Source organism: Idiomarina sp. (genome assembly GCF_019431395.1).
In the GTDB taxonomy this organism is placed as follows: Bacteria; Pseudomonadota; Gammaproteobacteria; order Enterobacterales; family Alteromonadaceae; genus Idiomarina.
In genome coordinates, this window is sequence record NZ_CP080268.1 from 331577 (window position 1) to 353779 (window position 22203).

Consider the following 22203-nt stretch of genomic DNA (forward strand, 5'->3'; position numbering starts at 1 on the left):
CAATTTCCTTAAAATGATTCAATCGGTCGAATCGCTATACCCTTGTCGCTCAGCGTTTGCTTAAGGTCAGCCATGGCGATGATGTTTTTGTGAAATACCGAAGCGGCCAGCGCACCGTCCACGTTTGCCTGCTTGAACACGTCAACAAAGTGCGCAATTGAGCCGGCACCGCCGGAGGCAATCAATGGCACATTACAATGCGCACGGATAGCAGCGAGTTGCTCGACGTCATAGCCCTGGCGCACACCGTCTTGATTCATGCAGTTTAAAACGATTTCGCCGGCGCCGCGCTGCACCACTTCGTTGACCCAATCTTTGGTTTGCCAGGTCGAACGCCGGGATTTAGTCTCGTCGCCGGTAAATTGATGCACCTCGTATTCACCGCTTTGCTCATTGTAAAAACTGTCGATGCCGATCACCACACATTGTTGGCCAAACTCATCGACCAGTTCATTGATTAAGTCCGGGTTCATCAGTGCCGGCGAATTAATCGATATTTTATCAGCGCCCATAGAAAGCAATGTTTGTGCATGCTCGATACTTTTTATGCCACCGGCTACGGTGAACGGAATATCAATTTCGCGTGCAACACGTTCAACCCAGGACTTATCCACGGTGCGGCCATCGGCTGAAGCCGTAATGTCATAAAAAACCAATTCGTCGGCACCAATTTCGGCATAGCGACGAGCCAGCGGCTGAATATCTCCAATAATCTCGTGGTTGCGGAACTTGACGCCTTTAACCACTTGGCCATCGCGTACGTCAAGGCATGGAATTATGCGTTTTGCCAGCATTTGATGGCCTCCGCTAACTCAAATTGTCCGGTAAGTAAGGATTTGCCCAAAATGACGGAATCGCAATTAACCTGCTTTAAGTCAATTAAATCCTGAAGATTACTAACACCACCTGACGCTTGCCATTGTATATTCGGGTAGAGTGCTTTGTAGCGTTGGTAAAGTTCGACATTGGTGCCGGTGAGTGTACCGTCTTTGCTTATATCGGTGCATAGCACGTGGCGGCAGCCAACCTCCAGATAGCGGTTGAGAACATCATCCAGGGTCAGTGAACTACTTTCCTGCCAGCCGTGCGTGGCCACCATAGCGCGGCCATCATCAGCGATATTTACGTCTAATGCCAGCACGATGGCATCGGTGCCGTATTCTGCAAACCAGTGCCGAACCAGGTCGGCGTTATTGACTGCAGTAGAGCCAATAACAACACGTTCAATACCCGCTGCAAACAAATCGTCGAGGTCCTGCTGGGTACGGATACCACCACCCGCCTGGCAGCGCAGGCCGGATTCCTGGGTTATCCGCTTTAGCAATGCCTGCTGACGTTTATCCGGGTTTTTGGCACCATCTAAGTCGACTAAGTGTAACCACTCTGCGCCGGCCGCTTGATAGCTTTGAGCCTGCGCTACGGGATCCAGTGGATACTCGGTTTTTTGATTAAAATCGCCTTGATACAGTCGCACCACGCGACCATCAATCAGATCCAATGCCGGAATTAACATGTGCCTGACTCCAAAAATCGTTTAAGTATTGCACGGCCCGCTGCGCCTGAGCGTTCGGGGTGAAATTGCGCGCCGATAAAATTGTCTTTTTTAATCATCGCAGCAAAGCTATCACCGTAGCGGCAGCGGGCGATAGTAAACTGGTCTTCGGCAACCGCATAACTGTGTACAAAATAGCAATAAGGTGACTCATCGGTATTAACCAACGGGTTGTTGTTGGCCGGCTCGATGGTATTCCAGCCCATGTGTGGCAACGGCAACTCACCAACCTGCATACGCTTAGTTTGAGCCGGAATTACACCAAGGCAATCAACATCGCCTTCCTCGGAGTGCGACGTCATCAGCTGCATACCCAGACAGATACCCAGCACCGGCTGAGTCAATTCGCGTAGCGGCTGTACCAGTTGTTTGCGCTGCAAATTACGCATAGCTGCGGCGGCGGTGCCAACGCCGGGCAAAATCACCCGTTCAGCGGCTTGTATCTCGGCAATATCATCGGTGATCACCGGTTCGATACCTAAGCGCTCAAAGGCAAAACGAACCGAGGTCAAATTGGCACACTCAGTATCGACAATGACTAGCTTCATGCCAGCATCCCCTTACTGGACGGTAACTGGTCATCGCCGGTGCGGGCAATTGCCTGACGCAAAGCCCGGCCGAACACTTTAAACAGACTTTCGACCTGATGGTGGCTGTTACCCTCTGTAGTTGACAGGTGCAGGCTCATCGCCATGGCGTCGGTCAGCGAGCGGAAAAAGTGCTCGACCATTTCAGTGGATAGTTCGCCGACTTTATCCCGATTGAAGTCCGCTTCCCATTTAAGGTAAGGACGGCCCGATAAATCGATCAAGCACTCGGCACGGCATTCATCCATGGGCAGGGCAAAACCAAACCGACCGATACCGCGTTTATCACCCAACGCCTGACGCAAGGCCTGACCTAATGCCAGGGCCGTATCTTCCACCGTGTGGTGGTCGTCAATGTGAAGGTCACCGGTTACTTCAACTCGCATGGCAAAACCGGCATGGGTGGCAATTTGTTCCAGCATATGATCAAAAAAACCAATGCCGGTGGCAAATTTATGCGGGCCTGAGGCATCTAAATCAACGCTAATGTTAATATCGGTTTCGCGCGTTGTGCGAGTAACCTGAGCCGTACGAGGGCGGCTAATTAACTGACGCGTAATCGCATCCCAGTTAAGGTTTTCGCGGTCATAACGCAGTCCCTGAATACCCATTGCTTCGGCCAACTGCATGTCGGTTTCGCGATCGCCAATGACATAGCTATCGGTAAAATCAATTAATCCCTGTTGTAGATAGTCTTTGACCAGGCCGAGTTTAGGCTTGCGACAGCTACAGTTGTCTTGTTCGAAGTGTGGGCAAATCAACTGTTCTTTAAAGCGCACGCCTTGTGATTCAAAAACAGCCATCATCAGTTGGTGAGGCCCGTCAAAATCTTGCTGCGGAAAGCTATCGGTGCCCAGGCCGTCCTGATTACTGATCAAAACCAACTGGTAACCGGCTTGTTGTAATTTTAATAAAGCCGGGATCACGGCAGGCTCGAAGACCAGCTTATCGAAACGATCTAATTGCTTATCGACAGGCGGTTCTTCGACTAAGGTGCCGTCGCGGTCAATAAATAGCCAGCGTTGTTGGGTCATTGTGCTACTCCAGCAAAGAATGATTGTAGTGCGGTGATCAGTGCGTCATTTTGTTCGGTATCACCGACACTGATGCGTACGCAGTTGGGTAAGTTACGTTGGGCCGACTGGTTGCGAATAAGAATGCCTTGCTCACTTAATTGCTTAATTAGGGCGTCGGCCTGCTCGGTGGCATATAACAGAAAATTGGTATCGCTGTTAGCAATAGGCGTTAGTGGCAACTCGGCAAGTGCGGTGGTTAAGCGGGTGCGTTGCTCAAGCAATTGCTGTACCTGGCCTCGCATGCGCTCTAAACCTGAGCTGCTCAATGCCTGGATGGCAACCTGTACCGTCAAATCAGGCAATGGATAAGGCGCTAAAACCTTTTTCAGCACGCTAATAATATCGGTGTTGGCAAGCGCAAATCCGCAGCGGACTCCTGCCAGCGCAAACGCTTTGGATAGCGTGCGTAACACCACCAGGTTGGCAAAATCATTCAGCCAGCTGCTGACGCTGCTATCCGGACAGAACTCAATGTAGGCTTCATCAACCACGATGAGCGTGTCGGGACAGGCAGCCAATACCTCCTTGATATCGTCAGCATTGAGCCGATTACCTAAGGGGTTAGACGGTGAGCATAAAAACACCAGTTTTGCCTTACCCGCGGCCGCAATGACGTTATCAAGGTCAAGTTGCCAATCGTCGGTGCGTAACGGAACTTGGTCCACCTGCGCGCCGTGGGTTTGTGCTGAGATCGCATACATCCCGTACGTGGGGGGACAAATGACAATGCGGTCCGTCGCCGGCTCACAAAAAGCGCGAATTAACAGCTCAATAGCTTCGTCCGAGCCACGACAACTCATGACCTGTTCAATATCAACGTTGGCATAGTCAGCATAAGCATGATTAAGCGCTGTCGACTGGAATGACGGATAACGATTAAGCTGACTCGAGTCGATCGCATATTCATTACTATAGGGCGACTCGTTTGCGTTTAGCCACACGGTACCGCCACTCATACTGCGACGAGCGGACGCGTAGGGAACCAGTTCTGCCAAGTGTTGGCGTTGCAATTTCTCGGCTATGCTCATTGCACGTCCTCCGTGCGAATGGTAACAGCGCGTTTGTGCGCATCCAGACCTTCAAGTTCCGCTAAGGTGGTAATGGCATCAGCTAACTGCTTAAGCCCGTCGGCGGTTGCTTCTTGTACCGTATAACGACGATAAAAGTCGGTCAGCCCCAGACTGCTGTAGTTGCGCGCATAACCGTAAGTGGGCAGCACGTGATTAGTGCCGGTTGCATAGTCACCACCGGATTCGGGCGTGTAATGGCCGACAAATATAGAGCCCGCGCGGGTCAATTGTGGCAATGCATCGCGGGCGTTATCAAACTGCAGGGATAAATGTTCCGGCGCATAGCGCTCGGATACATCAAGTGCCTGCATTAAGTCAGTGGTTACCAGCAAACGACTGTTAGCGAGCGCTTGTGCGGCGATGTCTTTGCGTGAAAGCTGCGCGCATTGCGCAAGTAATTGCTCGCGCACTCGTTCAGCCATGTTGGCCGATGGCGTCAGTAAGATCACTTGGGAATCTGCACCGTGTTCAGCTTGAGATAACAAGTCGGCAGCTACAAACGCAGGGTTCGCCGTGTCATCGGCAATAACCAGCAGTTCTGATGGGCCGGCAGGCATATCAATGGCAACAGCCGAATCATCCTGGCTGACCTGTAATTTTGCTTCGGTAACGAAGGCATTGCCGGGGCCGAATATTTTATCGACCGGCGCAACAGATTCGGTGCCGTAGGCGAGTGCGGCAATAGCTTGTGCGCCACCGCATAGAATAATGTCATCAATTTCACACAGCTCGGCGACGTAGGCAATGGCAGCCGGAATCGAACCATCTTTGGCCGGCGGTGTGGCCAGAACTTTGCGGCTACAACCGGCGAGCTGGGCAGGTACGCCTAACATTAAAGCCGTCGATGGCAGCGTAGCGGTGCCGCCGGGGATGTAAAGGCCCACGGACTTTAGTGGCGCGTAACGAGATTCACAAACCACCCCAGTCGCGGTCTCTACCATCAAGTCCTGCGGTGTTTGCGCCGCATGAAAACGGGTAATGGTGGCGTAGGCGGTATCAATCGCCTGTTTCACCTTGGGCTGAAGCTGTTCGATAAGCTCAGCACGTTGTTGTGAGCTTAGTGCCAGCGACTGCGCCGCCGGGTAATCAAACTGTTGCGTTAACCGAATAACCGCGTCATCGCCCTGATTTCGAACCTGTGACAATATATCGGTGACAATGCTTTTTAGCTCAGCTGACCGACTTTGTTGTGGTCTGGCTAGCTGTTGTCGTTGCTCGCTTTCATTCAGCTCATTCCAGCGTTGAACCTTAATGTCTAACGTCGACATTATCTGTCTCCTTAGCCCATCATTTTTTCGATAGGTAATACAAGAATCGAACTACAACCGATCGCTTTTAGATCTTCCATTGTTTCCCAGAATAGCTTTTCGGTGCTGACCATGTGCACGGCAACCTGATCATCAGTGTGGCTTAGTGGCAACAGGGTTGGCGTTTCGGCACCAGGTAATAACGAAATCACTTCGTCCAGCGATGCTTTAGGTGCGTGCAGCATAATATACTTGCTTTCTTTGGCTAACTGTACGCCATCAATACGCGGTAATAACTGATCGATCATCGCTTGTTTATCGGCGCTCAAGGTATCGTTACACTGGATTAGCTGTGCGGTTGAGCGGAAAATAACTTCTTTCTCTTCGAGTCCGTTGGCTTCGAGTGTAGCCCCCGTTGAAACCAGGTCACAGACAGCGTCTGCGAGCCCAGCTCTGGGGGCTACTTCTACCGATCCTGTCAGGTTAACGTTCTTAGCCGCTACGCCATTTTCTTTTAAATAGCGCTGTAACAAATAAGGGTAGGTGCTGGCGATGCGTTTACCATTTAAATCAGATAGTTTATTAAAAGGTGTCTCGCGCGGCACCGCAATCGATAAACGACAGCCACCAAAGTCCAGCGCGCGCAAGTTCTTGTAATCCGCTGCATCACCAACAGCTTCGCGTTCTAAACGAACTTCCTCTAGCACGTTTTCGCCTACTAATCCCAAATCGACCACACCGTCCATAACCAAGCCGGGTATATCGTCATCGCGAACGCGCAGTAAATCGATAGGGTGGCTGGTGCTGTGAGCGATGAGACGCGCCTCGTTTATGCTGAACTTAACGCCGCACGCGTTTAATAGCGCTAACGACTCTTTACTCAAACGGCCTGATTTTTGAATTGCAATGGTTAAACGTTCAGTCATAAAAGCTCCTAAATGTAAAAAACCCTTCGAAAGTTGCCTTTCGAAGGGTTGTATAGTCATGCGAAAGGCTAGCGTATAACAGGCTAGCCCACGAACAAACCGATGGCTAGCTCATGTAGAACCAATGATGATGGTGCTGCTGGCGCATTTCGGCTTGCATTGCATAACTCCTGAATTCGTAATATTTGTAGAAATAGGGTTTTTCTTCAAAACTTGTATAGCATGATACCAATAAAAAATGTAAATGCAACCCTATAGTTATTACCGATGCTGACGATACACTGTTTAATAACTGTGCAATAATTAGGCAATACCAGTGAACTTGTATAACCAACCGTGGTCAGTAGAGGTATGAAGGCCACTCGGCTAATGACTGTCAGAGAAGTGTAAAAATGGCTAATTTTGATGCAATGGTACCTCTAATCCCCCGCGATGTGCGGGTTCCGGTTGATCACGAGCGTGACCAGTTGCGGGTTAACCAGGTAGAAAAAACAAAAGAAGTCGAAAAAATCAGCGACGAAGAAACCAATACCATTACCGAACACGACTCGCGTCGCCAGCAGCAACAAAAACAGCAACAATCGGAGCAATCGCAACAGGCTCCTGATGACGAAACCGATAGTGATGGTCATATCGATACCTACGCCTAGCCGCTTTTAGTCATTCTTTCCTCCCGCCTTGCGGCTGTGTCATAATAGACGCTTTATTTAAGTCGTAAAAAGGAACCGCGTCAGTCATGAGCAAAGTCGCCGATGTATTTAAGCCGGGTGGCGCCTTGTCGGCCGCTTTGACGGGGTTTCAGCCTAGGGATGCGCAATTGCAGATGGCGAGTGCCATCGAAAAAACAATCCGTAACGGTAAGCAACTGGTGGTTGAGGCCGAAACCGGCACCGGCAAGACATTTGCGTATCTCGCACCTATATTACTGGCTAAAGACAAAGCGGTTGTCTCCACCGGTACTAAAAACCTGCAAGAACAGCTTTTCCATCGCGATTTACCTACCTTGCGTAAAATACTGGCGCCTAAAAAAGTCATCGCATTGCTGAAAGGTCGCGCGAATTATTTGTGCCTTTATCGTTTAGAGCAGGCACAGATACAAGCAGGCCAACTGCCCAAAACCACCCAGCATCAACTCGTCAAAATCAAGCGTTGGTCGACTATGACACGCAGTGGTGATATCGGTGAGCTCAATGAATTGCAGGAAGACGCACAAGTTATGCCGCTGGTCACCAGTACCAAAGACAATTGTCTGGGTCGTGATTGCCCGGTTTATGAAGACTGTCATTTAGTCCAGGCCCGTGAGGAAGCTAAAAAAGCGGATATCGTGGTGGTTAATCATCACCTGTTTTTTGCAGATTTGGCGGTTAAAGATACGGGTTTTGGCGAGATCATTCCGAACAGTGAGGTGGTGGTTTTTGATGAGGCGCATCAGGTGCCTGACATCGCCAGTCAGTATTTTGGTGACGCCGTGTCGTCGCGGCAACTGCTTGAACTCTCGGAAGAAGTTATTCGTTTGTGTCTTACTGAACTGAAAGACTTGTCGCAGGCTACGCAAATGGCACGGACGTTCGAACAGGTTGTGAAGGATTGGCGGCTGCAGTTTCCGCGAGATCCCATGCGCGGTAACTGGCGTGACTGGCGACAACAAGAGGCGATGGTCGAAGCCACTGATCGGCTGGGTGAAAAGCTGGAACTTTTAGTCAATGTACTGCGCACTGCACGCGGTCGGCATAAAGACATGGATAATCTGATCGAGCGCGCAGAAGAGTTTTTGGCTCTGTGGCAACAACTCATGAATACCAGTGAAACAGGCTATAGCTATTGGTTCGAGACTACCGCCAGGCATGTTGTGGTGCACCAGACTCCCTTAAGTGTGGCAAAAAAGTTTGGCGGTCTGGTGCGGCATAGTCAACGTTCCTGGGTGTTCACCTCTGCAACTATCGCTGTTAACGAGAAGTTTGAACACTTTACCCATCGGTTGGGTATTTATGATGCCGAGACGCTACTGTTGCCGAGTCCATTCGACTTTGCCCAACAAGCGCTGTTGTGTTTGCCACGTTATTTACCCGAGGCTAATGACTACCACCGGCATACACAATTAGCGGATATTGCCAGTCAGTGTATAAAGCACAATCATGGTGGTACTTTTCTGTTGTTTACCAGCCATAGGATGCTGCAGCAGATGGCTGAGCTGCTGCGTGACAAATTAGATCGTAAGGTGCTGGTGCAGGGCGATGCCGGTAAAACTGAATTGATTAATCAATTTACCGAAGCGGGCAACGCGGTGCTGTTAGGTACCTCGTCGTTTTGGGAAGGTGTGGATGTTCGGGGTGATGCATTACGCTGCGTAATTATCGATAAGTTGCCGTTTGCGTCGCCGGACGATCCACTACTGAATGCCCGAGTTGAAGATGCCAAGTTGCGTGGCGTAGATGCATTTAATACCATTCAACTGCCGCAGGCTATTATTGCGCTTAAGCAGGGTGCCGGGCGCCTGATTCGCGATCAGCGGGACCGTGGCGTATTGCTGGTCTGTGATAACCGCCTGGTTAATCGTTATTACGGTGCGCGCTTCCTTAAAAGCCTGCCGCCAATGCGGCGCACCCGTGATCTCACCAATGCGTTAACTTTTTTAGATGAGAAAGACAATGACTAAACCGCTGCTAGCTATCGATACGTCTACCGAAAACTGTTCTGCGGCAGTTTATGCCAATGAACAACTCTACCAATGTGTGGCCGAGAGTCCGCGTGAGCACTCGCAACGCCTATTGCCCTTCGTTGATGACGTAATGCACAAGGCTGGTATTGAATTGTCGCAGCTGGGGGGATTGGTGGTTGGCTGCGGCCCCGGCAGTTTTACCGGCGTTCGTATTGGCGTCTCGGTTGGGCAGGGCCTGGCATTTAGTGGCAACCTTGCGATATACCCGATACCTAGCTTGCAGGCGCTGGCGCAAAAATGTATTCGCTTAAATGCGGCCGCTTCTGGTACCGATGCGCAGCAGCCACCAGAACTTATTCTGGCAGCAATTGATGCGCGCATGAATGAGGTTTACTACGCGGTTTACGAAAATGTAAACGGTATAGCTGTAGCGATAACCGAACCCGCTGTCACCAGGCCGGAAGAAAACCCGTTTAAGGCGGCACTGGCGGCGCTAAATATTAGTGATTCGGTTAGAGTTACCGCCGCTGGCACCGGCTGGGATAACTATAGCGACTTATTGGCTAAGGATTTGCCGGTAACGGTTAATCTATCGCATTCATGCCGTTTACCCGAAGCACAGGACATGCTGACGCTGGCGCAGGCCGGACAAAGTAAAGCGGTTAGTGCAGAGCAGCTGGAACCATTATACGTTCGCAATGAGGTCACCTGGAAAAAGTTACCTGGGCGAAATTAACAAAGGCTTGGCAATTTTAATTGAACCCGCCATAATAAAAGCAGTCATAAACATGGAGACTACTGATTAAGTAGCGTCACTAAGTAACGTGGTTAATATAAACGGTTTAGGCATTCAATCGGTTGATCGCTATGCGTCGCAAGCGCCGCAGCGTCAACGCGTGCCTGAAACAGCGGGCAACCCGGAACAGCGGGAAAACGCGCGCTCTGCACCTATTGTTGTTAGCGCTGAGGACAGTCGTCAGCGCGCGCAGCGTTGGCAGCAGCTAAATACTGTTTATGATGAACCACCTCAATCTTCGCGTCGCGCGCTGGAAGCCTATCAGGGAGTTCAGTTAAGCGAACGCAAAGAGGAAGTAAAATCCATGTTCGGGGTTGACCTATACGCGTAAGGTAGGCCGTATTATCTTACTGTGATAGTAAATCAACCTAACAATAGCAGGCGGTGATATTTATGAAACTTGGCCTTATGTTGTCCGCAGCACTTCTTCTGACTGGCTGTAGTACAATTCCTGAACCCATTAACACGTCTGATGACACTTCCTTAGCGAGCTACCAGGGCGTGGCTAATAATCCCGAACAGTTTGTCGGTCAGCAGGCGCGCTGGGGCGGCGTCATCGCTGACGTTCGCAACGGCGAAGACTACACCATTATCGAAATGGTCAACTTTCCGCTGAAAAGTTGGGGCCGTCCGACGGTAGGTGATGACAGTGATGGCCGCTTTCTTGCTCTAATCGATGGCTTTATTGACCCTGCGGTATACGAGCAAGGCCGCAGTTTGACAATACTCGGTACCGTGCAAGAAGTGCGTACCGGTAAAATCGATGACTACACCTATACCTACCCGGTGCTGGAAGCTTCAGGCTATTATTTGTGGAAGAAAGAAAAGCCGCGAGTAGAAACGCAAATTGACTTCGCTCCGTTGTGGTTTAGACACAATTTTTATGCGCCTTACCCTTACCGGCCGTATTACGTTCCGCGCCCTGTTGTGCGCCCGTCAAACAATTCGGGTAGTCCGGATAAAAGCAAGCAGTAATGCCGGGTCAGTTTAGTGAAACGCTCGCCGCAGCCTCTGCGGTGAGCTACCGAATGCCCTGGGGCACGATAAAGGGATTGTGCTGGGGTAACCCTAAAGATATCAAATATGTCTGTACCCACGGGTGGCTTGACAATGCCCACAGTTTTTTACCATTAGCACAACAATATCTCAGAAATAACGCAATGCGAACGCAAGGCGGACTGCTGGCGTTAGATTGGGCAGGACACGGTTTGTCCGACCATCGTCCTGCTGGCACGCATTATCATTTTATCGATTACGCCTACGACCTGTGGTCGCTGTTAGAGCAACAAAAGTGGCAGGATATCGTGTTGGTAGGGCATTCGATGGGCGGCTTTGTCAGCAATGTGACAGCCAGTTTATGTGGTGAACGACTGCGTCACCTGGTGCTCATTGAGGCGTTTGGGTTATTTGTCAGCGATGGCGAAGACGCGCACCAGCAGCTACAAAGCGGATTTAGCTCGCGACAAAAGCTCACTCATTCTAAGTGGCGAGATTACAGTGAACTAAGCTCTGCGGTCGATGCACGACTGAAATCTGCCGATTTTTCTAAACCGTTGGTCGAAATTCTGGTGCAGCGCGGCTGTTACAGGAATGCACAGGGGCGCTGGCAATGGCGCGCTGATCCGAGAGTAAAAGCGACATCGCCTTATCGTCTGCCAGCCAGTACGGTGGAGCAAATTCTAACTCAGGTTAAAACGCCTATCACCTTGATTCGAGGGGATAAAGGCTACGACAAGGTAGCGCCCGCTATAGCACGCTGGGGGCATTGTATTGACGATTTATCGGTGCAGGTTATAGCGGGCGGTCACCATGTGCATATGGAAAACCCGCAACAGTTGGCGCAGGCTATAGCGACGATTGACGCAACCGCGTGACTAGGATTAACTGGTCGGATATGCGATGATTAGCGTACAATTATAAGCATAATAAAAGAAACTATTTGATTCGGAGCCTCATATGGACAAGATTTGGCTGAAAAATTACCCTGCGGGAGTGCCAGAAACGATTGATCCTGATCATTTTTCATCACTCGTTGATATTTTAGAAATGAGTGTTGAAAAGTATCAGGATAAAGTAGCATTCGTTAATATGGACCACGAGATGACGTTTGCTGAGCTGGGTAAAAAAGCGACTCAGTTTGCTGCGTACTTGCAGAGTACAGGCCTGAAAAAAGGCGATGCCGTGGCTGTGATGATGCCGAACCTGTTGCAATACCCCGTGGCATTGTTCGGTATATTGTCTGCGGGTATGACCGTGGTTAATGTCAACCCATTGTATACCCCGCGTGAACTTAAGCACCAGTTGACCGACTCTAAAGCAAAAGGCATTGTCATTTTAGAAAACTTTGCCCATACCCTGGATAAAGTAACCAGTGAAGTTCCTGATTTAAAGCAAGTCATCACCACCCAAATTGGTGATTTATTGCCAGCCCCCAAACGTTGGCTCGTGAACTTTGTTGTTAAATACGTAAAACGGATGGTAGAAGGCCATAACTTAAAGAAAACGGTCGATTTTAATAGTGCCTTAAACAAAGGAGCGAGCGCTAGCTATCAGCGTCCAGAAGTAACCGGTGATGATATAGCCTTTTTACAATATACCGGCGGCACGACCGGTGTTGCAAAAGGAGCCATGCTGTCTCACCGCAATATGGTAGCAAACTTAGAGCAGGTATCATCAGTTATTACACCGATTATGAGTGACGGTGAAGAAATTATAATTACCGCATTACCGCTTTATCATATCTTTGCTTTAACCGCTAATTGCTTAACTTTTATTAAGCATGGTGGGCGTAATATTTTAATCACTAATCCGCGTGATATGCCTGGGTTTGTGAAAGAGTTAAGCAAATATAAATTCTCAATGATATCCGGCGTAAATACGTTATTTAATGGTCTGCTCAACACGCGAGGCTTTAAAGATCTCGACTTTTCTAATTTAAAAGTGGCATTAGGCGGCGGTATGGCCGTTCAAAAAGCTGTTGCTGAGCATTGGGAACGGGTGACTAAATCACGTTTATTAGAAGGCTACGGCTTAACTGAATGCTCTCCAGTGGTGACGGTAATCCCATACGATATCGAACACTACACAGGTAGCATTGGACTGCCGGTGCCTAGTACAGAAATGAAAATCTGTGATCCTGACAGTGGTGAAGAGTTGGCAGAGGGTGAAGCGGGTGAACTGTACGTAAAAGGGCCACAAGTGATGGTGGGTTATCTTAACCGACCTGATGCGACGGCAGAGTCATTAAAAGACGGCTGGTTCGCAACCGGTGACATGGCAACTTATGATGAGCGAGGCTACTTTAAAATCGTTGATCGCAAAAAAGATATGATTCTGGTCTCTGGATTTAACGTGTATCCCAACGAAATTGAAGACGTTTTGGCAGAGCATCCGAAAGTATTAGAATCTGCCGCCATTGGCGTACCGCATGAATCCTCTGGCGAGGTTGTCAAAGTCTTTATTGTGGCTAAGGATCAATCGTTAACCGAGCGTGAAGTGATCGACTTCTCTCGCGAAAACATGACCGGCTACAAAGTACCGAAATTGGTTGAATTTAGAGAAGAGTTACCAAAGTCTAATGTCGGCAAAATTTTGCGCAAAGAGTTACGTGATGAGGAGCAAAGTTGAGTATCGTTTCGGTCCCACAGGCGGTGCTCAATTACCAGATAATTAGCACCACCGACGCCCTCAGTCAATTTTGTCAACTGGCCCGCTCTGCGGGCTGGTTTGCTATTGATAGCGAGTTTGTTCGACAAAAGACGTATTTTGCCAAACTCGGCCTGTTACAGGCCCATGCCGGCGGTAGCACGGTTATTATCGACCCACTGGCAGCAAGCCTCGACTTAGCGCCAATCTGGCAGTTAATTGCTAACCCGGAAATCACTGCGGTATTACATGCTGGTGGCGAAGACATAGAGCTGTTTTACACACAATCAGGGCAACAACCTAAAGATCTTTTTGATACCCAAATTGCTGCTGGTTTTTGTGGCCTAGGTACTGCCATCAGTTATGCTAAATTGGTAGAGCAATTATGTGGTGGGGTAACATTAGATAAAAGCCTGTCGCGCACTGATTGGCTGCGTCGACCGCTGGCAGAGAAAGAACTGGATTATGCTGCGGCAGATGCGAGCTACCTGTCGGCTATGTACCCTTATTTGTACCAACGGTGTGAACAACGCCAGGTGCTTGACATTGTAAAAGCCGAGAGCCGCTTACAAGTTGCCAAGCGGACGCAGTCAATTCCGACCGATTTGCTCTACCTTTATGTGGGCAATACCTGGCAACTTAATGCCCAACAACTTGGGGTATTACAAGACTTGGCCGCATGGCGCCTGCAAAAAGCGAAAGATCGCGATATGCCGTTGGGCTTTTTGTTTAAAGACGGTATTTTGCTTGATCTGGCCCGGCGCCAACCCCTCACTGAAAAACAGCTGTTTGCTATCGACGGGCTACCACCGTTAACGCGTAAATATTCCGGGAGTGAAATTACCAGCGTTATTAAACAGGCGCAACAGCGTTCGCAGCAAGATTTGCCGCAGCCGTTGCAACGACTGGATGATATGCCAAATTATAAAGCCGCAGTAAAAACCATCAAAGCCGCTATTCAACAGGTTGCGGAACAACTGGATGTTGACTCGGTATTAATTGCTTCACGCAAGCAAATTAACGATTTTTTGAATTTCCATTGGCAGTTTTCATCGCAGCAACAGCAGCGCTTGCCGCAGCCTGACTTAAAACAGGGTTGGCGTTGGAACTATCTTGAGGCAGAATTAACACCATTAATTTAGCGATTGTCGCTATTGTTTTGAGGGTTTAAATACCATGTTGTGCGATGTGTTTAGTAGTCGTCGTAAAGCCGATACGTATCTTTACTTACCCCATGGAGGCGACTTTGAAGAGGTCCCCGAGGCGCTGCGAGAAAGCTTCGGCACTCCGGTTAAAGTGTTGACAGTAAACTTGGCGAAGCGCGAACAATTGGCACGTATTTCTAGCGCCGAACTTACACGTCATCTCAACGACCCCGGCTTTTATTTGCAGCTACCACCTGCACAGGAGAAACTCAAGTGAAACGAATGCTAACTTTTACTAGTGCAACCTTAGTTGCCAGTCAGCTGTTGTTGGCTAACCCGGCTCAGGCCGTTTATCACGACCCTGAAGATGGCAAAGAACACAGTCACGAACAAGACCAGGCGCAAGTGCAGCAACAGTTTGATGACTACGTGAGTGCGCTGCAGCAAGAAGCACTGGACAAAGGCTACCAACAGCAGACGCTGGATCAGGCATTTGCCGATATTGAGTATTATCAACGCGCGGTTGAGCTGGACAAGAACCAACCTGAGTTTAAGCTAACCCTGGATACCTATTTACCCCGTGCTGTGCCCGAGTGGAAAGCCGATAAAGCCATCGAAAAATATAATGAACACAAGCAGCTACTAGAAAAGATTGGTTCGGAATACGGTGTACAACCGCGCTTTATTGTGGCCTTGTGGGGCATCGAAACCAACTTCGGCTCATTTACCGGTGGCTTTAAAGTGGTATCTGCACTAACCACGCTTGCCTTTGACGGGCGCCGCGAAGCGTTTTTTAAGGATCAGTTGTGGGAAGCACTGACTATTATCGAAGAAGGCCATATTAAGCCCGAACAGATGAAAGGTTCATGGGCAGGGGCCATGGGTCAGACACAATTTATGCCCAGCTCCTTTATGAGCTATGCCATCGATTATGATGGTGATGGTAAAAAGGATATTTGGAACAGTTACGGCGATGTGTTTGCCTCAGCAGCCAATTATCTGAAGTCGGTTGGCTGGCGTGATGACGTGACCTGGGGACGGCAAGTACAGTTACCGGCTGAGTTTGACGAAACGTTAGCAGATCTTGATGTTAAAAAATCGCTGGATGAGTGGCAGGCCATGGGCATTACCCGCATGGATGGCAGTGAGTTACCCAGCCGTGATGATATTAAAGCCTCGGTTGTGATTCCGGATGATAAGGAAGGTCGCGTTTACCTGGCTTATGCCAACTATGATGCGTTGATGCGCTGGAACCGGTCACATTACTTTGTGGCCGCGGTCGGCTACTTATCCGATCGTATCCGCTTCCCCCGCTAAACGCGTGCTAATGGCTTGGTATGACCAACCGCTGGAGCGCCTTAACCATGAGCAATGGGAGGCGCTTTGCGATGGTTGCGGCCAGTGCTGCTTAAACCAGTTACTGGACGACGAAGATCACCTGTATCAAACCGATGTTGCCTGTCGGCTACTGAACACCAAGACAGCCCGTTGCAGTGACTACGAGAACCGAACGCAGCGGGTACCGGAATGTGTTAGGCTGACTCCTGACAACCTGCAGCAAGTCTATTTTATGCCACGCAGCTGTGCCTATCGGTTACGTGCCGAGGGGCAGCCCTTACCCGATTGGCATCCCTTACGTCATGACGGTGATAAAACGGCGATGAAAAAGGCCGGCTATCATGTTGCCGGCCATTGTATCAGCGAGACTGAATACCGCGGTGAATTAGAGGACCGTATTGTTACCTGGCCGCTGGGCTAATCGCTTAGCCGCGTTTGCCTTTGCTTAAATGTAGTAAGGCGACGATAACAGCAATGAGCAAAAAGCCGCCAAAAATAAATGTCATCCAGCCCGGCATTCCGATGCCTAAAAACTCCCAGTCAATGTCACCACAGAGCCCGGGCGCGGCAAAAAATCCGGGTAGCCATTGGTGTAATGGTGCCCAGTCCGGAAAGTTTGGGGCGCTCTCACAGACAGCAAAAAATGCGTTTTTGGATGTTTGTAAATCCCAATGGTCATAGGCGACGCGCAGGCCCTCAAAGGATGAGTAACCCCAACCCACTATACCAAGCCAACGGGTTAGCCAAAATTTACAACCGAAGCCGCCGACCAGTGCTGACAACATCACACCGACAACCGCAACGCGTTGATACACACATTTAACACAGGGCTCCAGTGCCATAGCATGCTGAAAGTACAAAGCCAGGATAAACAGTAAGGTACTGCCTAAAAACAATAACAGCCAAGGTGTTTGTCGTGTAGGCCATTGCGAAATTGCGGTCATTTGAGTTCCTTATCGGGATTTTTGCGGCTAAATCATACCGAAATGACGTCAAGATGTCGATATAAAGCCGTCAGCTAGCTTGTCCGACCTCATAGAAGGCTGGTAGAATCCAGCTATTGTTTTTGAGCCAGGTAGAATGATGATCATAAAAGCTAAAAGCCCTGCGGGGTTTGCCGAAGAATATATCGTTAAATCCATTTGGAATGGCCATTTTGCGCCAGGAACTATTCTACCCGCGGAACGAGAACTGTCTGAATTGATTGGCGTAACTCGAACAACCTTACGCGAAGTGCTACAACGTTTGGCGCGCGATGGCTGGTTGACAATACAACACGGTAAACCCACTAAAGTTAATAATTTTTGGGAAACTTCCGGGCTTAATATTTTGGAAACTCTGGCGCGCCTGGATGAAGACGGTATGCCGGAGCTGGTCGATCAATTGCTATCTGCCCGTACCAACATTAGTGCGATTTATATTCGCGCAGCAATTCGTCACAACCCGGATAAAGCGCTGCGGCTGCTTGAACAGGCAGCAGAACTAAAAGATGACGAAACCGTGTTCGCAGAGTTCGACTATCAGTTGAATCACGACATGGCAATGGCTGCTGAAAATCCTATCTACGTGTTGATACTTAATGGCTTTAAAGGATTATATTCACGTATTGGGCAATATTATTTCTCGTCGCCTGAAGCGCGTCAGTTGGCGCGTGATTATTATGCCAACCTTGCTGATGTTGCACGCAAAGGTGATTATAACGAGTCGGTTAACTTAGTGCGTCGTTACGGTTACGAGTCGGCTGAAATTTGGCATAGCCTGCGGGGTGATATGCCAGAGGATTTGGTGGATTAGGTTTCGGGATATGGGCTTCGCGGTATAGGTAGCTTGCGCTGGGCGCGCAAGCTACGGTATAAATCGCTGATTAAGCGAAGTTTTTGTTCACGAATTCCCAGTTTACCAGCTTCCAGAAAGCTTCTAAGTAATTAGGACGTGAGTTACGGTAGTCGATGTAATACGCATGTTCCCAAACGTCAACTGTCAGTAACGGCGTCACACCGTCGTGTGCGACAGGCGTATCTGCATCGTCAGTATTCATGATCTCAACAGAACCGTCTGCCTTCTTAACCAGCCAGGTCCAGCCTGAGCCGAAGTTACCGGCAGCACTGGCGTTAAATTCTTCCTGAAACTTCTCGAAAGAACCCCATTTGCTGTTAATCGCATCAGCAACAGCGCCTGTTGGTGCGCCACCGCCGTTGGGTGCTAGACAGCTCCAGTAGAAGGTGTGGTTCCAAACCTGTGCAGCATTGTTAAACAGGCCGCCTTTTTCAGACTTGATGATATCTTCCAGAGACTTGCTTTCTAAATCAGTCCCTTTGACCGCATCATTGAGCTTGCTGACGTAGGTTGCATGGTGTTTACCGTAGTGGTACTCCAACGTCTCTGCTGAGATGTGTGGTTCCAGTGCGTTCTTCTCATAAGGAAGAGCAGGAAGTTCAAATGCCATAGTGTCCTCTCCATAGTTTTCTTTTTAAAAGCAACTTACACAATCTGTTGTGCAAGCTCAGGTATCAACTTATGTAACCTTACTTACGTTATATAGGGGCTATTGGTTCTGTTTTCAAGGCAGAAATTTCGGGCAGAAATTCGAACTTGCGTCTGCTATAATACTTGAGTATTTTAATCAACCATTAGCACTCACACAGACGTGTAAAAGTAGAGGTACTATGGAAACCATCGACAAAATTAAACAGCAGATCGCTGAAAACCCCATTCTCTTGTATATGAAAGGCTCGCCAAAATTACCGAGTTGTGGCTTTTCTTCGCAGGCCTCACAAGCATTGATGGGATGCGGTCAGGCATTTGCTTATGTCGACATTTTGCAAAATCCGGATATTCGCGCGGAATTACCACAATACGCTGATTGGCCAACTTTTCCGCAGCTGTGGGTAGAAGGTGAGTTAATCGGTGGATGTGATATTATTGTCGAGATGTTCCAGAATGGCGAATTGCAACAGCTGATTACAGAAGTCGCTGAACGTCATCCGGAGCCCAGCGAAAAAGAATAATCCTATTTGTTATTGCGTCAGACCTTGAAATCGATCCGGGTTGGCCGCAAGTACGTAGTGAGTAGGTTTATTGCTTTAATTAAAGCTTTTTTGAAATCAACAAATGGAGAGAATCAATGGCTGTATTAGTAGGTCGTAAGGCACCTGATTTCACTGCCGCAGCAGTTTTGGGTTCAGGCGAAATCGTTGAAGACTTCAAGTTTTCTGACCAAATCAAAGGTAAGAAAGCGGTACTTTTCTTCTACCCGTTGGACTTCACTTTTGTTTGTCCTTCTGAGTTGATCGCCTTTGACAAGCGTCTTGACGAATTCAAAAAGCGTGGCGTAGAAGTTATCGGTGTTTCTATCGATTCTCAATTCACGCACAGCGCATGGCGTAATACCTCTACCGACGACGGCGGTATTGGTCAGGTTAAATACCCACTGGTTGCAGACGTACGTCACAGCATCTGTAAAGCGTATGACGTAGAGCACCCTGAAGCGGGCGTTGCTTTCCGTGGTTCTTTCCTGATCGACGAAGAAGGTACTGTTCGCCACCAGGTAGTGAACGATCTGCCATTAGGTCGTAACATCGACGAAATGTTGCGTATGGTTGATGCGTTGAACTTTAACCAGAAGCACGGCGAAGTTTGCCCTGCAGGTTGGGAAGAAGGTAAAGAAGGTATGAAAGAAAACGCAGAAGGCGTTGCAGCATACCTGTCTAAGAACGCTGACAAACTGTAAGTCATGGTTTAATAGCAGAAAGCAAAAACGCCGCTGTCATAGCGGCGTTTTTTTATTGCTCGTTAGGGGCAGCTACTCTTTATTTCGCGGCCAGCCGCCCAAAACCTGCCACTCGTTAACCATCCAGCAAAACAGCTCCGCGGTTCGCTCAGTATCGTATATAGCCGAGTGCGCCTGTTGCTGATCAAACGCAATACCAGCTGCCTGACAGGCTTTAATCAGTACCGTTTGACCCAAGGTTAGGGCAGCCAAAGAAGTCGTATCAAAGCTCACAAATGGATGAAATGGATTGCGCTTGAGCTGTGCACGCCCGGCTGCGGCCATCATAAAGCTATGGTCGAAGTTGGCATTGTGACCAACCAATACACTGCGCTGACAACCCGCAGCTTTTTGCGCTTTACGGATGGGTTTAAACATTTCTTTCAGCGCAACATCTTCACTTACGGCGCCGCGCAACGGTGAACTGGGATCAATACCATTAAAGTCAATCGCCGCCTGTTCTATATTGGCACCTTCGAAAGGTTCAACATGGTAATGCAGGGTTTCGGTGGGCTTGAGCAAGCCGTCGTCATCAAAATCCACCAGCACAGCTGCAATTTCTAACAGGGCATCGCGGTTAGCATCAAAACCACCGGTTTCAACGTCTATGACAACGGGCAAATAGCCACGAAAACGCTGTTTCATTAAAGACTCGCTCGAGTCAGCCATGGGTACTCCATAACGTTTTCCTGAATTAAGCTACAGTATGCCAAAAATCACTGCCGGTTGTCGCCTTAAGCGCTAAAGGATTCAATAAAAATGCCGATAGCTTAAACGTACAACGTTGTTCTTAGTAGCCACTTAGGGGAAGTTATGCCTATCGATACACACCAACAGGTGAGTCAGCGATTCAAGCTGACCTTAATTACCAGCGCGTTGTTGGGTATTGCTGTTAGTGCACTTAGCCCGGCGGTTGAGGCTAACTCAGTGCGTCATTACAGTGCCAATCTAGACAATTCAATGTGGCATCTGGCAGAAAATTCGCGGCTGGAATGTGGTCTTGAACATACCATTCCGCGCTACGGCAAGGTCGAGTTCCATAGCGAGGCGAGTAAAGAGCTCAACCTCCGCATGCAATTGGACATGCATCAGTTACCCGACGGCTACGGCGTAGCCAAAATTGAGTCGGTAGCGCCCCGCTGGCAACCAGGTCAGGCGACATACGCACTGGGCGATATGCAATTTTATAAGCAATTCGACGGCGAGCTGCAAAAACAGATGGCGTGGCGTTTGTTAAGTGAACTTGAAAAAGGCCGTTACCCTACCTTTTATTATCAAGACTGGTATAACGCAACGGACACGGTAGCGGTGGCGCTATCATCGGTTAACTTTCGCTCCGCTTACGATGCCTTCCGTGGTTGTGTGAATGCGTTGCTGCCGTTTAGCTTTGACGACATTGCCTATACGGTCATTAATCACCAGGCAGACAGCGAAAAGCTAACTACTGCGTCGCAGCGTAAACTGGAACAAATTAGCCAGTATCTGGCAGTAGACAGCGATCTCGAGTTGGTATTGGTTAACGCTTATACCGATGCGTTGGGTGCCCGCGAACCCAACCAGCAATTATCGGAGCAACGCGCTGACGAGATTAAAAACTTTTTTGTCGAACGCGGTATTACCGAAGATCGTATCGAAACCGTGGGTCATGGCGAAGATCGCCCGATTGCCGGCAACGCTAACGAACTTGATCGGGCTAAAAACCGCCGCGTCGTGGTGCGTTTATCCAAGCCGTCGGGTATTCAGCTCTAGTCGCTGGTTTTGTCTTTAAACTCACACAAATCTTCAATAATACAAGAGCCGCAACGCGGCTTTCGTGCGACACAGGTATAACGTCCATGCAGGATAAGCCAGTGGTGTACATCGACTTTAAATTCTTTTGGCACCACCTTAATGAGCTTTTCCTCAACTTCTTTAACGTTCTTTCCCGGTGCCAGCTTTGTTCGGTTCGAAACCCGGAATATGTGCGTGTCGACGGCAATGGTCGGCCAGCCAAAAGCGGTATTTAATACCACGTTGGCGGTTTTGCGGCCGACCCCTGGCAGCGCTTCTAATGCAGCGCGGTCTTGCGGTACTTCGCCGGCATAGTTCTCTACCAGAATTTTGCAGGTTTTATAGGCGTTTTCTGCTTTGGAGTTAAATAGCCCGATGGTTTTAATGTAGTCCTTGATACCATCAACGCCCAATGCCAGCATTTTTTCGGCTGTTGGTGCTGCCGGGAATAACTTGCGCGTGGCTTTGTTTACGCCGACGTCGGTCGCTTGTGCCGACAGCAGTACCGCGATCAATAACTGAAACGGACTGCCGTACTCCAACTCGGTGGTGGGATTTGGATTGTGTTCGCGTAATCGGCTGAGTATTTGGTAACGTTTTTCTTTATTCATCGTTAACTATGC

26 protein-coding genes are annotated in these 22203 nt (G+C 49.1%); 15 read left to right on the forward strand and 11 right to left on the reverse strand.

Going from position 1 to position 22203, the window contains the following annotated elements:
• Window positions 1-8: 8 nt before the first annotated feature.
• Genes hisF through hisG form a run of 7 tightly spaced genes read right to left on the reverse strand, consistent with a single transcriptional unit; the run spans window position 9 to window position 6458 of the window.
• Window positions 9-794, reverse strand: coding sequence for an imidazole glycerol phosphate synthase subunit HisF (gene hisF, locus KZ771_RS01650; protein WP_290654166.1), 786 nt, complete (start codon window positions 792-794; stop codon window positions 9-11).
• Window positions 776-1513, reverse strand: coding sequence for a 1-(5-phosphoribosyl)-5-[(5-phosphoribosylamino)methylideneamino]imidazole-4-carboxamide isomerase (hisA, locus tag KZ771_RS01655; protein WP_290573169.1), 738 nt, complete (start codon window positions 1511-1513; stop codon window positions 776-778). Before hisA ends, hisF begins: the two co-directional genes overlap by 19 nt.
• Window positions 1507-2100 (reverse strand): imidazole glycerol phosphate synthase subunit HisH, encoded by a 594-nt coding sequence (gene hisH, locus KZ771_RS01660; RefSeq protein WP_290573167.1) that lies wholly within the window; start codon window positions 2098-2100, stop codon window positions 1507-1509. The genes hisA and hisH overlap by 7 nt, the downstream gene beginning before the upstream one ends.
• Window positions 2097-3173 carry a bifunctional histidinol-phosphatase/imidazoleglycerol-phosphate dehydratase HisB gene (gene hisB / locus KZ771_RS01665; protein WP_290654167.1) on the reverse strand — a complete coding sequence of 359 codons (1077 nt, stop codon included), beginning with the start codon at window positions 3171-3173 and terminating at the stop codon, window positions 2097-2099. Before hisB ends, hisH begins: the two co-directional genes overlap by 4 nt.
• Window positions 3170-4243, reverse strand: a complete 1074-nt coding sequence (gene hisC, locus KZ771_RS01670; RefSeq protein WP_290654168.1) for a histidinol-phosphate transaminase — start codon at window positions 4241-4243, stop codon at window positions 3170-3172. Before hisC ends, hisB begins: the two co-directional genes overlap by 4 nt.
• Window positions 4240-5553 carry a histidinol dehydrogenase gene (gene hisD, locus KZ771_RS01675; protein ID WP_290654169.1) on the reverse strand — a complete coding sequence of 438 codons (1314 nt, stop codon included), beginning with the start codon at window positions 5551-5553 and terminating at the stop codon, window positions 4240-4242. The genes hisC and hisD overlap by 4 nt, the downstream gene beginning before the upstream one ends.
• A gap of 11 nt (window positions 5554-5564) precedes the next feature.
• Window positions 5565-6458, reverse strand: a complete 894-nt coding sequence (hisG, locus tag KZ771_RS01680; protein ID WP_290654170.1) for an ATP phosphoribosyltransferase — start codon at window positions 6456-6458, stop codon at window positions 5565-5567.
• Window positions 6459-6850: 392 nt separating this feature from the next.
• On the opposite strand from hisG, the gene KZ771_RS01685 reads away from it, so the two are divergent.
• The 11 genes from KZ771_RS01685 to KZ771_RS01735 all read left to right on the forward strand — a co-directional run bounded on the left by KZ771_RS01685 (window position 6851) and on the right by KZ771_RS01735 (window position 16462).
• Window positions 6851-7108 (forward strand): hypothetical protein, encoded by a 258-nt coding sequence (locus tag KZ771_RS01685; protein WP_290654171.1) that lies wholly within the window; start codon window positions 6851-6853, stop codon window positions 7106-7108.
• A gap of 86 nt (window positions 7109-7194) precedes the next feature.
• The gene (locus KZ771_RS01690; protein WP_290654172.1) at window positions 7195-9114 is read left to right on the forward strand and encodes an ATP-dependent DNA helicase; all 1920 of its coding nucleotides are present in this window, start codon (window positions 7195-7197) and stop codon (window positions 9112-9114) included.
• Window positions 9107-9853: a tRNA (adenosine(37)-N6)-threonylcarbamoyltransferase complex dimerization subunit type 1 TsaB gene (gene tsaB, locus KZ771_RS01695; RefSeq protein WP_133540399.1), complete on the forward strand. Its 747-nt coding sequence runs from the start codon at window positions 9107-9109 to the stop codon at window positions 9851-9853. Before KZ771_RS01690 ends, tsaB begins: the two co-directional genes overlap by 8 nt.
• 88 nt (window positions 9854-9941) lie before the next feature.
• Window positions 9942-10244, forward strand: coding sequence for a hypothetical protein (locus tag KZ771_RS01700; RefSeq protein WP_290654173.1), 303 nt, complete (start codon window positions 9942-9944; stop codon window positions 10242-10244).
• Window positions 10245-10306: 62 nt separating this feature from the next.
• The gene (locus tag KZ771_RS01705; protein ID WP_290654174.1) at window positions 10307-10888 is read left to right on the forward strand and encodes a Slp family lipoprotein; all 582 of its coding nucleotides are present in this window, start codon (window positions 10307-10309) and stop codon (window positions 10886-10888) included.
• On the forward strand, window positions 10888-11787 hold the full coding sequence (locus KZ771_RS01710; protein WP_290654175.1) for an alpha/beta hydrolase: 900 nt from the start codon (window positions 10888-10890) through the stop codon (window positions 11785-11787). The genes KZ771_RS01705 and KZ771_RS01710 overlap by 1 nt, the downstream gene beginning before the upstream one ends.
• A gap of 82 nt (window positions 11788-11869) precedes the next feature.
• Window positions 11870-13540, forward strand: coding sequence for a long-chain-fatty-acid--CoA ligase FadD (gene fadD / locus KZ771_RS01715; protein WP_290654176.1), 1671 nt, complete (start codon window positions 11870-11872; stop codon window positions 13538-13540).
• The gene (rnd, locus tag KZ771_RS01720; RefSeq protein ID WP_290654177.1) at window positions 13537-14700 is read left to right on the forward strand and encodes a ribonuclease D; all 1164 of its coding nucleotides are present in this window, start codon (window positions 13537-13539) and stop codon (window positions 14698-14700) included. The genes fadD and rnd overlap by 4 nt, the downstream gene beginning before the upstream one ends.
• 34 nt (window positions 14701-14734) lie before the next feature.
• On the forward strand, window positions 14735-14980 hold the full coding sequence (locus KZ771_RS01725; RefSeq protein ID WP_290654178.1) for a YcgL domain-containing protein: 246 nt from the start codon (window positions 14735-14737) through the stop codon (window positions 14978-14980).
• Window positions 14977-16020, forward strand: coding sequence for a lytic murein transglycosylase (locus tag KZ771_RS01730; protein WP_290654179.1), 1044 nt, complete (start codon window positions 14977-14979; stop codon window positions 16018-16020). Before KZ771_RS01725 ends, KZ771_RS01730 begins: the two co-directional genes overlap by 4 nt.
• A gap of 10 nt (window positions 16021-16030) precedes the next feature.
• Window positions 16031-16462 carry a YcgN family cysteine cluster protein gene (locus KZ771_RS01735; RefSeq protein ID WP_290573144.1) on the forward strand — a complete coding sequence of 144 codons (432 nt, stop codon included), beginning with the start codon at window positions 16031-16033 and terminating at the stop codon, window positions 16460-16462.
• Window positions 16463-16466: 4 nt separating this feature from the next.
• Here KZ771_RS01735 and dsbB read toward each other — a convergent pair whose 3' ends face one another.
• The gene (dsbB, locus tag KZ771_RS01740; protein WP_290573142.1) at window positions 16467-16985 is read right to left on the reverse strand and encodes a disulfide bond formation protein DsbB; all 519 of its coding nucleotides are present in this window, start codon (window positions 16983-16985) and stop codon (window positions 16467-16469) included.
• Window positions 16986-17124: 139 nt separating this feature from the next.
• Here dsbB and fadR point away from each other — a divergent pair, with 139 nt between their 5' ends.
• The gene (fadR, locus tag KZ771_RS01745) at window positions 17125-17835 is read left to right on the forward strand and encodes a fatty acid metabolism transcriptional regulator FadR (protein ID WP_290654798.1); all 711 of its coding nucleotides are present in this window, start codon (window positions 17125-17127) and stop codon (window positions 17833-17835) included.
• A gap of 70 nt (window positions 17836-17905) precedes the next feature.
• Here fadR and KZ771_RS01750 read toward each other — a convergent pair whose 3' ends face one another.
• Entirely contained in the window at window positions 17906-18487 is a 582-nt protein-coding gene (locus KZ771_RS01750) for a Fe-Mn family superoxide dismutase (protein WP_290654180.1), read from the reverse strand.
• Window positions 18488-18707: 220 nt separating this feature from the next.
• On the opposite strand from KZ771_RS01750, the gene KZ771_RS01755 reads away from it, so the two are divergent.
• Both KZ771_RS01755 and KZ771_RS01760 read left to right on the forward strand, forming a co-directional pair.
• Entirely contained in the window at window positions 18708-19049 is a 342-nt protein-coding gene (locus KZ771_RS01755) for a Grx4 family monothiol glutaredoxin (protein WP_133540409.1), read from the forward strand.
• Between the two features lie 116 nt (window positions 19050-19165).
• Complete coding sequence (locus tag KZ771_RS01760) at window positions 19166-19771, forward strand: peroxiredoxin C (RefSeq protein WP_133540410.1); 606 nt, start codon at window positions 19166-19168, stop codon at window positions 19769-19771.
• A gap of 72 nt (window positions 19772-19843) precedes the next feature.
• Here KZ771_RS01760 and rnt read toward each other — a convergent pair whose 3' ends face one another.
• On the reverse strand, window positions 19844-20479 hold the full coding sequence (gene rnt / locus KZ771_RS01765) for a ribonuclease T (RefSeq protein WP_133540060.1): 636 nt from the start codon (window positions 20477-20479) through the stop codon (window positions 19844-19846).
• A gap of 144 nt (window positions 20480-20623) precedes the next feature.
• On the opposite strand from rnt, the gene KZ771_RS01770 reads away from it, so the two are divergent.
• Window positions 20624-21559 carry an OmpA family protein gene (locus KZ771_RS01770; RefSeq protein ID WP_290654181.1) on the forward strand — a complete coding sequence of 312 codons (936 nt, stop codon included), beginning with the start codon at window positions 20624-20626 and terminating at the stop codon, window positions 21557-21559.
• On the opposite strand, the gene nth is transcribed toward KZ771_RS01770, so the two are convergent.
• Window positions 21556-22191, reverse strand: coding sequence for an endonuclease III (nth, locus tag KZ771_RS01775; RefSeq protein WP_290654182.1), 636 nt, complete (start codon window positions 22189-22191; stop codon window positions 21556-21558). The two genes, KZ771_RS01770 and nth, sit on opposite strands and share 4 nt — an antisense overlap.
• Window positions 22192-22203: the final 12 nt, after the last annotated feature.

Coding starts and splice junctions, on each gene's coding strand:
- KZ771_RS01710 (WP_290654175.1), top strand. CDS start 10,888: ATGCCGGGTCAGTTTAGTGAAACGCTCGCCGCAGCCTCTGCGGTGAGC.
- KZ771_RS01685 (WP_290654171.1), top strand. CDS start 6,851: ATGGCTAATTTTGATGCAATGGTACCTCTAATCCCCCGCGATGTGCGG.
- KZ771_RS01690 (WP_290654172.1), top strand. CDS start 7,195: ATGAGCAAAGTCGCCGATGTATTTAAGCCGGGTGGCGCCTTGTCGGCC.
- tsaB (WP_133540399.1), top strand. CDS start 9,107: ATGACTAAACCGCTGCTAGCTATCGATACGTCTACCGAAAACTGTTCT.
- hisC (WP_290654168.1), bottom strand. CDS start 4,243: ATGAGCATAGCCGAGAAATTGCAACGCCAACACTTGGCAGAACTGGTT.
- hisA (WP_290573169.1), bottom strand. CDS start 1,513: ATGTTAATTCCGGCATTGGATCTGATTGATGGTCGCGTGGTGCGACTG.
- dsbB (WP_290573142.1), bottom strand. CDS start 16,985: ATGACCGCAATTTCGCAATGGCCTACACGACAAACACCTTGGCTGTTA.
- KZ771_RS01725 (WP_290654178.1), top strand. CDS start 14,735: ATGTTGTGCGATGTGTTTAGTAGTCGTCGTAAAGCCGATACGTATCTT.
- hisH (WP_290573167.1), bottom strand. CDS start 2,100: ATGAAGCTAGTCATTGTCGATACTGAGTGTGCCAATTTGACCTCGGTT.
- hisB (WP_290654167.1), bottom strand. CDS start 3,173: ATGACCCAACAACGCTGGCTATTTATTGACCGCGACGGCACCTTAGTC.
- KZ771_RS01770 (WP_290654181.1), top strand. CDS start 20,624: ATGCCTATCGATACACACCAACAGGTGAGTCAGCGATTCAAGCTGACC.
- rnt (WP_133540060.1), bottom strand. CDS start 20,479: ATGGCTGACTCGAGCGAGTCTTTAATGAAACAGCGTTTTCGTGGCTAT.
- hisG (WP_290654170.1), bottom strand. CDS start 6,458: ATGACTGAACGTTTAACCATTGCAATTCAAAAATCAGGCCGTTTGAGT.
- KZ771_RS01705 (WP_290654174.1), top strand. CDS start 10,307: ATGAAACTTGGCCTTATGTTGTCCGCAGCACTTCTTCTGACTGGCTGT.
- fadD (WP_290654176.1), top strand. CDS start 11,870: ATGGACAAGATTTGGCTGAAAAATTACCCTGCGGGAGTGCCAGAAACG.
- fadR (WP_290654798.1), top strand. CDS start 17,125: ATGATCATAAAAGCTAAAAGCCCTGCGGGGTTTGCCGAAGAATATATC.
- hisF (WP_290654166.1), bottom strand. CDS start 794: ATGCTGGCAAAACGCATAATTCCATGCCTTGACGTACGCGATGGCCAA.
- KZ771_RS01755 (WP_133540409.1), top strand. CDS start 18,708: ATGGAAACCATCGACAAAATTAAACAGCAGATCGCTGAAAACCCCATT.
- nth (WP_290654182.1), bottom strand. CDS start 22,191: ATGAATAAAGAAAAACGTTACCAAATACTCAGCCGATTACGCGAACAC.
- KZ771_RS01750 (WP_290654180.1), bottom strand. CDS start 18,487: ATGGCATTTGAACTTCCTGCTCTTCCTTATGAGAAGAACGCACTGGAA.
- KZ771_RS01760 (WP_133540410.1), top strand. CDS start 19,166: ATGGCTGTATTAGTAGGTCGTAAGGCACCTGATTTCACTGCCGCAGCA.
- KZ771_RS01735 (WP_290573144.1), top strand. CDS start 16,031: ATGGCTTGGTATGACCAACCGCTGGAGCGCCTTAACCATGAGCAATGG.
- hisD (WP_290654169.1), bottom strand. CDS start 5,553: ATGTCGACGTTAGACATTAAGGTTCAACGCTGGAATGAGCTGAATGAA.